Source organism: Cryobacterium flavum (assembly GCF_900103805.1).
GTDB classification, from domain to species: Bacteria; Actinomycetota; Actinomycetes; order Actinomycetales; family Microbacteriaceae; genus Cryobacterium; species Cryobacterium flavum.
This window is the reverse complement of sequence record NZ_FNIB01000017.1, coordinates 18,808-31,625: the sequence shown is the minus strand read 5'-3', so window position 1 is coordinate 31,625 and position 12,818 is coordinate 18,808. Positions and strand designations below refer to the sequence as shown.

10 protein-coding genes are annotated in these 12,818 nt (G+C 68.6%); 8 read left to right on the top strand and 2 right to left on the bottom strand.

Going from position 1 to position 12,818, the window contains the following annotated elements; all coding sequences use genetic code 11:
• Positions 1 to 24: 24 nt before the first annotated feature.
• A complete protein-coding gene (manA, locus tag BLS91_RS17370) occupies positions 25 to 1,305 on the top strand; it encodes a mannose-6-phosphate isomerase, class I (RefSeq protein ID WP_092342014.1) in 1,281 nt (426 codons plus the stop codon).
• Here the strand turns inward: manA and BLS91_RS17365 are convergent.
• The gene (locus BLS91_RS17365; RefSeq protein WP_092342013.1) at positions 1,302 to 2,258 is read right to left on the bottom strand and encodes a GlxA family transcriptional regulator; all 957 of its coding nucleotides are present in this window, start codon (positions 2,256 to 2,258) and stop codon (positions 1,302 to 1,304) included. The two genes, manA and BLS91_RS17365, sit on opposite strands and share 4 nt — an antisense overlap.
• Positions 2,259 to 2,350: 92 nt before the next feature.
• Between BLS91_RS17365 and BLS91_RS20065 the strand changes: the two genes are divergently transcribed.
• The 7 genes from BLS91_RS20065 to BLS91_RS17335 all read left to right on the top strand — a co-directional run bounded on the left by BLS91_RS20065 (position 2,351) and on the right by BLS91_RS17335 (position 11,359).
• Complete coding sequence (locus BLS91_RS20065) at positions 2,351 to 2,491, top strand: hypothetical protein (RefSeq protein WP_159433895.1); 141 nt, start codon at positions 2,351 to 2,353, stop codon at positions 2,489 to 2,491.
• A gap of 46 nt (positions 2,492 to 2,537) precedes the next feature.
• On the top strand, positions 2,538 to 3,503 hold the full coding sequence (gene galE / locus BLS91_RS17360; protein ID WP_092342012.1) for a UDP-glucose 4-epimerase GalE: 966 nt from the start codon (positions 2,538 to 2,540) through the stop codon (positions 3,501 to 3,503).
• A gap of 215 nt (positions 3,504 to 3,718) precedes the next feature.
• Positions 3,719 to 4,036, top strand: coding sequence for a WhiB family transcriptional regulator (locus BLS91_RS17355; RefSeq protein ID WP_092342011.1), 318 nt, complete (start codon positions 3,719 to 3,721; stop codon positions 4,034 to 4,036).
• A gap of 172 nt (positions 4,037 to 4,208) precedes the next feature.
• Positions 4,209 to 7,316 carry a glycosyltransferase family 2 protein gene (locus BLS91_RS17350; RefSeq protein WP_092342010.1) on the top strand — a complete coding sequence of 1,036 codons (3,108 nt, stop codon included), beginning with the start codon at positions 4,209 to 4,211 and terminating at the stop codon, positions 7,314 to 7,316.
• Positions 7,306 to 8,763, top strand: a complete 1,458-nt coding sequence (locus BLS91_RS17345; RefSeq protein ID WP_092342009.1) for a DUF5719 family protein — start codon at positions 7,306 to 7,308, stop codon at positions 8,761 to 8,763. The genes BLS91_RS17350 and BLS91_RS17345 overlap by 11 nt, the downstream gene beginning before the upstream one ends.
• Before the next feature lie 282 nt (positions 8,764 to 9,045).
• A complete protein-coding gene (locus BLS91_RS17340; protein WP_241983010.1) occupies positions 9,046 to 10,011 on the top strand; it encodes an MTAP family purine nucleoside phosphorylase in 966 nt (321 codons plus the stop codon).
• Positions 10,012 to 10,123: 112 nt separating this feature from the next.
• Complete coding sequence (locus BLS91_RS17335) at positions 10,124 to 11,359, top strand: NAD-dependent epimerase/dehydratase family protein (protein WP_104088463.1); 1,236 nt, start codon at positions 10,124 to 10,126, stop codon at positions 11,357 to 11,359.
• A gap of 207 nt (positions 11,360 to 11,566) precedes the next feature.
• Here the strand turns inward: BLS91_RS17335 and BLS91_RS17330 are convergent, their stop codons facing one another.
• Positions 11,567 to 12,718 carry a sensor histidine kinase gene (locus BLS91_RS17330; protein ID WP_233197431.1) on the bottom strand — a complete coding sequence of 384 codons (1,152 nt, stop codon included), beginning with the start codon at positions 12,716 to 12,718 and terminating at the stop codon, positions 11,567 to 11,569.
• Positions 12,719 to 12,818 lie beyond the last annotated feature (100 nt).

The following is a 12,818-nucleotide window of genomic DNA, read 5'->3' as shown; positions in this document are numbered from 1 at the left end:
AAACACTTTGAGAAGGAGCCGAACATGTTTGTGGGCATCACCAACGCGCCGCGCAATTACGCCTGGGGGTCCACGCATGCGATCGCCGATCTGCTGGGTCGCACGCCGTCGGGTTTGCCTGAGGCCGAGCTCTGGTTGGGGGCCCACGCCGGGTCACCGTCGGTAATCGAGGATCCGTCGCAGGTCGGCGGGTCTTCGAACCTCGCCGAGTGGATCGCTTCTGCGCCCGAGGTGGCACTCGGCGCTGGCTGGGCGACGCGGCAAGCGGATGCCCCGCGCCTCCCCTTTCTGCTGAAGATTCTGGCCGCCGGACGCCCGCTATCGCTGCAGGCGCACCCCACGACAGAGCAAGCCCGCGCCGGATTCGAGCTCGAAAACGAGGCCGGAATCGCCGTCGACGCCGGCAACCGCAACTACCGCGACCCGTTCCACAAGCCCGAACTCATTTTTGCCCTGAGCGACAGTTTCGAAGCGCTCTGCGGATTCCGCCCGCTGCCCGAGGTGCGCGGCATCATCGCCGAGCTGCGCCTGCTCGACCTCGCCACCGAGAACCCGCAGGCCGCGGCCATCGACTCGCTGGAGAATCACCTGGCCGGGGGGCTGCGCGACACCGTCGACTGGCTGCTGCGCGACGGTCGCGGCGGCGACTCCGGCGAGGTGGAATGGCTGGTCGAGCGGGTGGTCGCGCTCGCCGCGCACGCCGAGTTCCTGGCCGCGGGCGGAGCGGCCATCGGCTACGCGCGCGAGCTCGCGACGGTGCGCGCGCTCGCCGCCGAGTACCCGGGCGACCCCGGAATCGTGCTGGCCCTGCTCCTCAACCGGGTGTCTTTGAAACGCGGCGAGGTGTTATATTTGCCGGCCGGCAACATCCACGCGTATCTGTCGGGACTCGGCGTGGAGCTGATGGCCGCCTCCGACAACGTGCTGCGCGGCGGGCTGACGCCGAAGCACATCGATATCGAGGAGCTGCTCGCGGTGCTCGACTTCGAGGCGGTGACGGCGCCGTACCTCGCGCCGGTCGCGCTCGCGGAGGGCGTCTCGGTGTATCGCCCCGGGGTGCTTGATTTCGAGCTCGTGCACATTGAAGCGGATGCTGCCGCCGCATCGGCGACACCCGTCACCATGCGACAGATCACCCTCACCGGCCCGGCCATTGCGATCTGCACGGCCGGCGGGTTTCTGGTCGCGGGTTCCGGGTCGTCGCGGGCTCTGAAGCGCGGCCAGGCTGTGTACGTCACACCCGACGAGGGCACGCTGACCTTCGCGGGCACCGGCGAGGTCTTTCTGGCGATGTCCGGCGCCTAGCCGACCTTGCGGGGGCCGAAGGCCCGGCGGTAGGCGGTCGGGGTGGTCTGCAGAACCTGCAAAAAATGGTGGCGCATCACGGCGGCCGCGCCGAAGCCGGTGTCGGCGGCGATCTCTTCGAGGCTGCGGGAGCTGTCTTCGAGCAGTTCCTGTGCGCGCAACAGTCGCTGCCGGTTGAGCCAGCGAGTCGGCGTGGTGCCGAGCTCAGCGCGAAACCGGCGGGCGAAGGTGCGCGGTGACATGAGCGACTTGCGGGCGAGCAGGTCGACCGGTAGTTCCTGGTCGAGGTGGCGCAGCATCCACTCGGTGACGGCGGCGAAGGATTCGTCCTGGCAGTCCACGACCGGGGCTTCGATGTACTGCGACTGGCCGCCGTCGCGTTGCGGCGGCACGACCATGCGGCGGGCGATGATATTGGCGGCCGTGGCGCCGAGCTCGGTGCGCACGATGTGCAGTGCGGCGTCGATGCCGGCGGCGGTGCCGGCGCCGGTGACGACGTGGTTGTCGTCAACGAAGAGCACGTCGGGGTCGACGGTGGTCTGGGGGAACGATCGGGCGAGGGCGTCGGTGTACATCCAGTGGGTGGTGCTGCGGCGTCCGTCGAGGATGCCGGCGTGGGCGAGCACGAAGGCGCCGCTGCAGACGCTGAGTACCCAGGCGCCGCGGGCTTCGGCGTCGCGCACGACCTGGAGCACGCGGGGGTCGATGGGTGCGCCGGACTCGTAGCCGGGAATGGCGATCAGGTCGGCATCGGCGGCGGCTGACAGGTCGTCATGCACGACGATGTCGAAGCCGATCTTGGTGCGGATCGGTCCGGGTTCGGCGGCCACAACGTGGAAGTCGAAGGCTGGCCCGCCCTGGGCGCTGCGGTTGATGCCGAACACCTCGCAGATCACGCCAAATTCGAACGGCGCCAGACCCGGGAGGGTGACGCAGACGATTTTCTGGAGCATGGGCATCCTCTCGTCAAGGTTGGCAGAAATGTGTCGAACGGTGTCAATGCTGCCACTCGCGGCAGAAAAGCACAATACATAGAGTTTCTGCCATGTTCATCTTTATGTTCCTCCTCATCGTCCTTGCGGTCGCGGGTATTGCTGCCACGATCCGCTCCCTGTACCTCGACGGCTACGGCCAGAAAACTCCCCACGTGACCGACGAATATGACGCTCTGATTCGCTGGCGCTAGCCTGTAGCGGTGGCGCATCGAGTGCCACGCGAACGAGCGGAGCCTCATGGCGTGGTTGGTAACCGGCGGGGCGGGCTATATCGGCTCGCATGTGGTGCGTGCTTTCCAGGCTGAAGGCCTTGACGTGGTCGTGCTCGATGATCTCTCGAGTGGACACGAGTCGTTCGTGCCGGCCGACGTGCCGTTCATTCGGGCCAACGTGCTCGATGGCGAAACCGTGTTGCATGCCTTCCACGAGCATCACGTGCACGGAGTCGTTCATGTGGCCGGCTTCAAGTACGCCGGTGTCTCGGTGCAGCGCCCGTTGCACACCTACGAGCAGAACGTGACGGCAACCGCCACGCTGCTCGCCGCCATGAGCTCGGCCGAGATCGATCGCATTGTGTTCTCCTCGAGCGCCGCTGTCTATGGCACGCCGCACACCGACCTGGTCACCGAGGAGACGCCGAAGAGCCCGGAGTCGCCGTACGGCGAATCCAAGCTGATCGGCGAGTGGCTGCTGCGCGACCAGGCCGTGGCGACCGGCCTGCGCCACACCTCGCTGCGCTACTTCAACGTGGTCGGCTCCGGTGACGTGTCACTGCGTGACACCAGCCCGCACAACCTCTTTCCCCTGGTCTTTGCGGCCCTGCTCGACGGCCGCACGCCGCGCATCAACGGCGATGACTATGCCACGCCCGACGGCACCTGCGTGCGCGACTACATTCACGTGGCCGACCTCGCGCTCTCCCATGTGGCTGCGGCCCGCCGCCTCGACGCCGGCGACGCAATCGAACCGGTCTACAACCTGGGCAGCGGCGACGGCGTCTCGGTCGGCGAGATCATGGCCACGGTGCGCCGGGTCACCGGCATCGACTTCACGCCCGAGATCGGCCCACGCCGCGCCGGCGACCCGGATCGCATCGTGGCCTCCGGCGCGCTCGCGGCTCGCGACCTGCGCTGGAACATGCGTCACACCCTGGAGCAGATGGTGCAGAGCGCCTGGGATTCCTCGCGCACCGCCGCGCACTGAGCTCAGCGACACGCCGGTCGGGCCAACGATCGTGCTACGTTCGCGACGTTGTTTTGAGCCCGCGTACCCCCGAATGCCAGATTTTGCCATCATCGGCGCGTCGCAACCCTCCAGCCCGTATTGAGGGTTTACGATCTGCGACTTGACGTTAGCGAATTACACCGGTGTAATTAGGTGCAGCACCAAACGGTGCGTAGCGAGCGCTGGGAGACGATATGGCTATACCTGACTATCGTTCCGGAGTACCAGAGGACTGGTTCGTTGACCCCGTCACCCTCGGTGTCCCGGGCGTACGACAAGATCTCGGCGACGAGAACCTTCTGGCCTGGCAGGCCGACTCGCTCTGCGCCCAGACCGACCCCGAGGCGTTCTTCCCCGAAAAAGGCGGCTCCACCCGCGACGCCAAGAAGATCTGCTCCGGCTGCGAGGTGCGCAACCAGTGCCTCGAATACGCGCTCAGCAACGACGAGCGGTTCGGCATCTGGGGCGGACTCTCCGAGCGCGAACGCCGCAAACTGCGAAAGCGCGCCTAACTCCTTCGGCGCTCGCAAGCAAATGCCGGCAGGCGAGCCGCTCCACAGACCGACGCGACCCGGTCTCTGAGCGGATGGCGCCGCATCCGCTTCGCTAATGCCTCGCCAATATTTGAGGCGCGCCCTCTCGGTTCAGGGCCGCGGGCCGATCCCGACCTAGGCTGGTTCTGTTATGCAACCCAGAGTCACCGCCATCCTTGTCGCCCGAAACGGCGCGAAACACCTTGAGCGAACTCTCAAGGCGCTGTCGCTGCAGACCCGTAAACCCGACATCGTCATCACCGTGGACTGCGGTTCGAGCGATGCGACCGCAAAGATGCTCGCCGGATTCGGGCCGACGCAGTTCATTGCCGCCGACTCCGATCTGAACTTTGGTCAGGCGATCGCCGCCGCAGTGCGCGTGAGCGCGCCGCCCACGCACGACCGCGAGCTGCTCTGGCTGCTCGCCCAGGACAGCGCGCCCGACCCGACCGCCCTCGAGGTGCTCGTCGACGCGCTCGAGATCGCCCCTTCGGTAGCAGTCGCCGGACCGAAGGTCATGGAATGGATCGCCGGCGAATATATCCACAATTTCGGCGAGTCGATGACGCCGACCGGCGCCACCGTCACCCTGGTCGAGAGTGAACTCGACCAGGGCCAGCACGACGGCCTGAGCGACGTGCTCGCCGTCAGCGCCGGCGGCCTGCTCGTGCGCCACACGGTGTGGGAGCAGCTCGGCGGGTTCGACCCGGCCCTGCCGACAGTGGATGATTCCCTCGACTTCTGCGTGCGGGTGCGGCTCGCCGGGTACCGCGTGTCGGTCGTTCCGGCGGCCCGCGTCGCCTCGGCCGGTGACGGCGTCGCCGGGCCCAACCAGTCCTCGCGGGGGAGCCTCCGCCGTCGCCGCGTGCGCGCGGAACGTTCAGCGCAGCTGCACCGCCGGCTGGTCTACGCGCCCGCCGGAGCCCTGGTTTTTCACTGGCTGTCGCTGCTGCCGCTGGCTTTTGTGCGCTCGCTCGGGCAACTGCTGCGCAAGGAACCCGGCGCGATCGTGGGCGAATTCGCGGCCGCGTTCGGCGCCGCGTTCAACGGCATGCGCGTCGGCAACGCCCGCCGCTCCTTTGCGAAAACGCGCACGCTCGGTTGGGATGCCATCTCCACGCTGCGGGTTCCCTCGAATGAGGTGCGCCGGCGACACTCGCTCAAGCGCGAGGCGAGCCTGTTCGGCCTGCACGGCGAACGCCCCGAGATTCGATTCTTCTCCGGCGGCGGCGCCTGGACCATGCTCGCCGCTGCGGTCGTGGGCATCATCATGATGGTGCCGCTGCTCGGCGCCGACACCCTCACCGGCGGCGGGCTGCTGCCGCTGTCTCCGACCCTGCCCGAACTGTGGGCGAGTGTCGGCTTCGGCTGGCGCGACCTGGGGCTCGGCTTCGTCGGCGCCGCCGATCCGTTCGCCGCGGTTGTGGCCGTGCTCGGCTCGATTGCGTTCTGGTCGCCGTCGTTTGCTTTCGTATTGGTCTACGCGCTCGCCTTTCCCCTCGCCGCCGTTGGCGCCTGGATGGCCGCGACCCGGCTGACCGACCGCGGCAGCCTGCGCGCCCTGGCCGCCGCGCTCTGGGTGCTGGCCCCGACCTTTCTGATCGCCCTCGCCGACGCACGTCCGGCCGCGATTCTGGTGCACCTGCTGCTGCCGTGGCTGTTCTTCGCCTGGTTCGCCGCCGCGCGCACCTGGTCGGCATCGGCATCCGCTGCCCTGCTGTTCGCGGCCGTCGTCGCCTGCGCGCCCTCGCTCGCCCCGGCCCTGCTCGTGGTTTGGGCGCTCAGCGTGGCCCTGGCCGGCCGCCGAGTGATGCGCTTCATCGGTATTCCGCTGCCGTCGCTCGCGCTGGCCCTGCCCCTGCTGGTCAACCAGGGACTGCGCGGTGACTGGCTGAACCTCGTCGCCGACCCGGGCCTGCCCGTGCCGAGCGGCCAGGCTCCTACCCTGCAACTTCTGCTCGGACTGCCCGGAACCGACGGCTGGGCCGGCGTGCTCGACCGCTTCGGCGTCGAGGGCCTGGACCCGCAGCTGTTCGTACCGATTCTGCTCGCGCCCCTCGCCGTGCTCGCCCTGCTCGCGCTGCTGCTGCCCGGCGCGCGCCTCGCCGGCGGCGCCTGGCTCGTTGCGCTGCTCGGCTTCGGCACCGCCCTCGCCGTCAACCAGCTCGTTCTCGCCGCGATCGGCGCCGAACCGGTGCGCGTCTGGACCGGCAGCGGCCTCAGTCTGTACTGGCTCGGACTAGTCAGCGCCCTGGTGATCGGCCTGCGCTCCCTGCACCGCTTCGCATCGACGCCCGGTGTGGTCGCCGCGCTCGCCCTGGCCGTGGTCGTGCTGCCGCTGGTCGCCTCGCTGCACCTCGGCACCGCCGCCGTGCGCGAGGGAACCGGGCAGACCCAGCCGGCCTTCGTCGCCGCCGAGGCCCAGATCGACAACCGGGTCGGCACGCTCAAGCTCACCCCGCAGGCTGACGGCGGGCTGCTCGCCACGATCGAGCGCGGTATCGGCGCCACACTGAACCAGCAATCCACCCTGGACAGCACCGATGCGACTCTCAGTACCCGCGAGAAAGCGCTCGCGGAGCTCGCCGGCAACCTGGCCTCGCACAGCGGACTCGACACCAACGCTGACCTGGCCGAGTTCGGCATCCGCTTTATTGTGCTGCAGCCCGGCGATACCGGCGTCGACGCGGCCGACACCGCGCTGCGCACCGAAACCGCCCTCGACGGCAACTCGAGCCTGGCCCCGGTCGGCGATACCGAGTTCGGCCGCCTTTGGCAGTTCGGCGAAACGGATGCTGCCGCCTCGACCCCGATACCGGCTCGCGCCGGCGGCGTTTTCGGCCTGGTGACCCTGCTCATTGCCTTCGCCGTGGTGGGCAGCGCCGTTCTGCTGTCGCTGCCGATCGGCGCCGGGCGCGAAGCCGTGCGCCAGGCCAACCGCGACGCGATTCGTCGGGCCGCCCGTGCCGACGCCAAACAGAAGCCCAAGCGCGTGCGGCGGTCGAAGGGTGCTGTGTCATCCGATCGTGACGAGGAGTTGGAGGTGCCGCTCGGCACCGATCTCGAAGCCGACCTCGCGATCGACCGGGAGACCGGCGTCGGAACCGGGTTGGAATCGGACGACGGGTTCGCCGACGACGATGCTGCGGCCGAACCAGCTGTTGCCGACCCGGCCGTTGCCTCAGGGGCTGGCACGCCTGGCGTCTCTGGCGTCGGCCCGGCTGCCAACGACCGACCGAAGGACGACAATGCCAGATAAAAGCCAACTCGCCCGCATCGGCGGCCGGGCCGGACGCGGTGTGCTCGGCCTCGTCGGCATCGCTGTCGTCGTCGCGACGCTCGGCGCGGCCACCCTCGTGACGCTGCCGACCGTTGAACGCAACCCGCAGTCCAGCGAGATCGCGCCGCTGCCCAGTGAGCAGCAGCGGGTCTGCCCCGGACCACTGCTGACCCTGGCCGAGGACTCGACGAAGGCGCAGTCCGCGTCGAGTGTGGGAGCGGCATCCGCTGTGTATGGAGCGGTTGAGGCTTCATCGCTGGAACAGATTCGGCCGCAGGTGACCGAGATAAGCGCGGTCGACGACTCGAACAGCCGGCAGCCGCCGTTGCTGCTGACCGTTCCCGTGCAGGATGGCGCGACCGTTCCGCCTCTCGTGGCCGGAAGTCAGTCGCAGGTCGCCGCCACCGACACCATTGGCGGGCTCGCCGTCGCCGCCTGCGCCGAAGCGGTCAGCGACAGCTGGATCGTGGGCGGCTCGACCGATATCGGGCGTACCAGCCTGCTGCTGCTCGGCAACCCGACCTCCGTACTTGCGACCGTCAACGTGACGGTCTACGGCGAGACCGGACTCGTGGACGCACCCGGCGCGAGCGGCATCCTGGTGCAGCCGGGCGAGCAGCGGGTCATCTCGCTAGCCGGACTCGCGCCGAACGTGAAATCGCCGGTTCTGCACGTCTCCTCGCGCGGCGGGCAGGTTGCCGCGTCGCTGGAGCAGAGCAGTATTCGCGGCATCGAACCGGGCGGAGTCGAGATCATCGGCACCACCGCGACCCCCGCCACCAACCAGATCATTGCCGGCGTACGCGTCACGGCGGCCGTCAGCGAGGAGACGGTGACGACGGGCGAGGGGTTCAACGCCGACACCGCGTCGATTCGGGTGTTCGTGCCGGGTGATGCGGCGGCGACCGTGCAGATCGGCGTGACGAGCGCCGACGGGTCAGGTTCCGGCACGTCGACCCAGGTGGATGTCGAGCCCGGCATCGCCACCGAAATTCCGCTCGCGCCGCTGGCCGTTGGCAGCTTCTCGGTGCAGTTGCGCTCCGACGAGCCGATCGTCGCGGCCGCCCGCACCGCCACTGACAGCACCGGCGGTAAGGACTTCGGCTGGTTCTCGGCGTCGGCGCCGCTCAAGGGCCCCTTCGTGGTGGCCGTGGCCGACGGCCCGTCGCCGACGCTGCACCTCGTCAACAGTGGGGCAGCGGATGCCTCGCTCACCCTCACCCCCGCCGCTGGCACCCCGGTAGACCTCACGGTGGGCGCCGGGGCCAGCGCCACGGTGCCGCTTCAAAGCGGAGAGCGCTACGTGGTGAGTGGCGGGTCTGAACTCTGGGCGCTCGTGGATTACTCCGGCGACGGGGTGCTGTCGTCGTTCGCGCTGAACCCGCCCGGGCCGCTCGCGTCGTCGATTCGCGTCTACACGCACTAGCTGTCTGTGCAACCGGGACCGGTCCCGGAAACCGGGCCCATGTTCTAGCGTGGTCCCAGCGACCGGTCCCGGTCCCGGAAACAGGCTCGGACCTTGGGCCGAGTTCGAAGTCCGTGTCGGGCGCCCATTTTCTGGTCGGGGCCCGGGCCCCGTCCCTGGGCCCAGCTTATAAACTGGGCCCGTGGACGGGGCCTGGGCCCCGACCGGGTAGGCGGGCTTGCGCGGGCACGCAGGTTTCGATGGCACACTGAACACTCGACTTTTAAACGCTGGGAGCCGCTTGTGACGTTTGACCCGACTGCCGACCAATTGGCTGCGCCCTCGGCCGAATCGCTGCCCGAACCTCTGGTCGACCCGACGGCGCGTGCCGAGTTTGCCGTCATCGGCGGATCCGGACTCTACGAACTCATCGACCCGGCCGGCGCCGTAACGCACCAGGTACAGACGCCCTACGGAACCACGCCCGTCACGATCGGCCTGCGAGCCGGTCGCCGGGTCGCGTTTCTGCCCCGGCACGGCAGCGGTCACAGCGTCGCCCCGCACCTGATCAACTACCGCGCGAATATCTGGGCGCTGGCCTCGATCGGCGTGCGGGCGATCATTTCGTCTTCGGCGGTCGGGGGAGTCACGCCGGAGTATGCGCCCGGGCTGCTCGTGGTCACCGACCAGTTCATCGACCGCACGACTGGACGTCCCGACACGTTCTACGACCGGGAATCGGTGCAGCATCTCTCCGCCGCCGACCCGTTCGATCCGCTGCTGCGCGGGTACGCCGTGAACGCCCTCGAAGAGCTGGGCGAGAACTTCGCCCCCACCGGAACGGTCGTCGTCATTCAGGGCCCGCGGTTTTCGACCCGGGCGGAGTCAGTCTGGTTCCGCTCGGTCGGCGCCCACATCGTCAATATGACCGCCTACCCCGAAATCGTGCTGGCCGGGGAGCTCAACCTGGGCACTGTGAACCTTTCCTTCGTGACGGATGCCGACGCCGGGCTCGCGCCGGTGCTCGCAGCGGATGCCGGGGACGCCGAGACCGCCGCCCGTGGTGTAACCTCCCTCGAAACGGATGCCGTGACCGCCTCGGTCGTGTTCCGGCGCCTGCGCGACGCCCAGCCGCGTATTCTGGCCGCGATCGACGGCATCCTGCGAGCTCTGCCGACTGACTTCGCTCCGCGTGAGCTCATCGACCCGGCCCAGGTCGCCGCCGTACTCGCTCGTGCCGTGGTGTCTGACCCGGATGCGCTGGCGTGAACATGGATCGCTCGGCGCGCGGTGCGTTTCAGCGGGTCGCCGGCGGATCGACGGGGAACGCGGAGCGCCACCCTGGTGCCGGCTGCGTCAGCACCGTCAAGCGGGACCAGCCATGACCGGCGAACACCTGCTGATCACTGGCGGAGCGGGCTTCATCGGATCCGCGATCGTCGACGCCGCCCTCGCCCGCGGCTATCAGGTGCGCGTACTGGACTCACTGCGCGCCGACGTGCACGGGCCTGCGCCGGCACTCGTGTCCGAGCCCGAGCGAGCGTCCGCGGCCGACCGCGAGCCAAGGTCCGAGGTTGAGTCCACGCCTGAATCCGCGTCCCCTATCTTTCCGGGCCCGGGCCCGGAAAGCGGGCCCATGAGAGAACCTGGGCCCAGCTTCCGGGCCGGGAACGCACGCCCGGCGGGCCTGGACCCACGGGTGGAGTTCCTGCTCGGCGACGTGACCAACCCGGACACCGTCGCCCGCGCCCTCGAAGACATCGACGTGGTCTGCCATCAGGCGGCCAAAGTGGGACTCGGCGTCGACTTTGCCGACGCCCCCGACTACGTGCACAGCAACGAGGTGGGAACGGCGGTATTGCTGGCCGCGATGGCCGAGCGGGGCATCCGCCGTCTGGTTCTGGCGTCATCCATGGTGGTCTACGGGGAGGGCAGCTATCGCGGCCCGAACGGTTTCACCCGGCCAGGCCCGCGCCTCGCGAGCGACCTCGACGCCGGGCGCTTCGACCCGCGCGACCCGGAGACGGGCCAGGCGCTCGAGCCCGTTCTGGTGAGCGAAACCGACCCGCTCGACCCGCGCAACGTCTACGCGAGCAGCAAACTCGGTCAGGAATATCTCGCCACGGCCTGGGCTCGCTCGACCGGCGGGCAGGTCGCCGCCCTGCGCTACCACAACGTCTACGGACCGGGCATGCCGCAGAACACGCCCTACGCGGGGGTCGCCTCCCTGTTTCGTTCGGCGATCGAGCGCGGTGAGGCTCCGCGGGTGTACGAAGACGGCCGGCAGCGCCGCGACTTCGTGCACGTGCGTGATGTGGCCGCCGCCAACATTTCCGCGCTGGAATTCACGGCCCATTCCGATTCCGGAATATTCCGCCCGTTCAACGTTGGCAGCGGAATCGTGCACACCATTGGCGATATGGCGACCGCCCTTGCCGCGGCGGCCGGTGGCCTCACCCCGATCGTGACCGGGCAGTACCGGCTCGGCGACGTGCGACACATTACGGCGTCCTCCGAGCGATTGCGCACGGAACTCGGTTGGTCCGCCCAGGTCTCCTTCGAAGACGGCATGCGCGAGTTCGCCACGGCCCCTCTGCGTGCTGCCGTGTGTCCCTGACCCAGCCCACGGGGCTATTCCGGTCGCCACAGACACCTGTGGGAGTGGCGAAAACGGCGTAACTCCTGCAAATTCTCGGTGACCCCGCGCGCAAGCGCGGAATTCCAGCCAACTTTCCGGGCACCTTCTGCAAATTGCAGGAGTCATGCCCTGGGAAGTGATTGAACCCTGAAGAGAGACCGGGAGATGCTTTGGCCTGCCGACCGATCAGGCCAGCGGATGCTGCGGCAACAGCATCTCAAACCGGCATCCGTTCCCCACATTGGTCACCGTCACCTGCCCAGCATGAGCCCGCACGATGCCCTCGACGATCGCGAGCCCCAACCCGGCGCCGCCGCTCTGACCGGCGCCGGTTCCCCAGGCGGACACGGTCCGCGGTTCACTCGCTCGCCAGCCAGCCTCGAACACCCGACCGAGATCCTGCTCCGGAATCCCGCCGGCCGCATCCACAACCGAAATCACAGCCCTGCCGTCGACGTGCCGGGTGACCGAGACGACGATGGCGCTGTCGGCCGGAGAATACTGAATGGCGTTCATGACCAGGTTGCCGACCGCGCGGGCGAGCTCCCGGGCATCCGCTTGGAGGGTGACACCGCGTTCACCCTCGAAGCGCAGGTCGAGCGATTTGCCGAGGGCGACCGGCGCGAGATCTGCGACGGTGTCGCTGATCAGGTCATACAGGGCCACCCGTTCAAAGTTGAGCTGCAGCGCCCCGGCGTGGATCTTGGACAGCTCGAACAGGTCGTCGACCATGCCGCTGAGCCGGTCGACCTGCCCGCGAATCTGCGCGTAATACCGCTGTGGGTCGGGAGCCATGCCGTCTTCGAGGGCCTCGGCCATGGCGCGGATGCCAGCGAGGGGCGTGCGCAGGTCGTGCGAGATCCACGCCACGATTTCGCGACGCGACGACTCGATGCGCTCCTCCCGCTGGCGGGATTCGGTCAGCCGATCGGCCGTCGCGGCCAACTCCCCGGCGAGCGAGGCGAACTCCGTCGATGTATGCCGATCCGGAGATATAACAGATTCGCCCCGACCGATGCTTGCCGCAGCAGCCCGAAAGTACTGGTTGTCGCGAACCAGCGACCGCCCCAAAACAGAGGCCATGACGAGCGACACGATTCCGGCGACGGCGGCTACCGAGTAGAACACGTTCAGGTCGTGCTCCGACAGGTACATGAGCGACGCCACCGCGGAGGTTCCGCTGACCACCGACACGACGGTCGCGAACGCGACGACGACCACCTGCATCACGAGCGACCCCCGCGACAGCAGCCGCAGGGTGAGCAGGGCGAGTGCTCCCACAACCAGCGCGCAACCGAGCGCGATGCCGGCCACGGTCGCAAAGACGCCAGCGGTCACGGTGTGCCACCCGCTAAACGGATGCCGCGGGCCGGCCAAGCCCCGGTGCCTCCCGCGAGCCTCGAATACCAGACCACCGTGGTGACGACCTCGCCCGGCG

What these genes read in the sequence shown, in the direction of transcription:
- manA (WP_092342014.1), top strand. Translation starts at nt 25, where the DNA reads ATGTTTGTGGGCATCACCAACGCGCCGCGCAATTACGCCTGGGGGTCC.
- BLS91_RS17365 (WP_092342013.1), bottom strand. Translation starts at nt 2,258, where the DNA reads ATGCTCCAGAAAATCGTCTGCGTCACCCTCCCGGGTCTGGCGCCGTTC.
- BLS91_RS20065 (WP_159433895.1), top strand. Translation starts at nt 2,351, where the DNA reads ATGTTCATCTTTATGTTCCTCCTCATCGTCCTTGCGGTCGCGGGTATT.
- galE (WP_092342012.1), top strand. Translation starts at nt 2,538, where the DNA reads ATGGCGTGGTTGGTAACCGGCGGGGCGGGCTATATCGGCTCGCATGTG.
- BLS91_RS17355 (WP_092342011.1), top strand. Translation starts at nt 3,719, where the DNA reads ATGGCTATACCTGACTATCGTTCCGGAGTACCAGAGGACTGGTTCGTT.
- BLS91_RS17350 (WP_092342010.1), top strand. Translation starts at nt 4,209, where the DNA reads ATGCAACCCAGAGTCACCGCCATCCTTGTCGCCCGAAACGGCGCGAAA.
- BLS91_RS17345 (WP_092342009.1), top strand. Translation starts at nt 7,306, where the DNA reads ATGCCAGATAAAAGCCAACTCGCCCGCATCGGCGGCCGGGCCGGACGC.
- BLS91_RS17335 (WP_104088463.1), top strand. Translation starts at nt 10,124, where the DNA reads ATGACCGGCGAACACCTGCTGATCACTGGCGGAGCGGGCTTCATCGGA.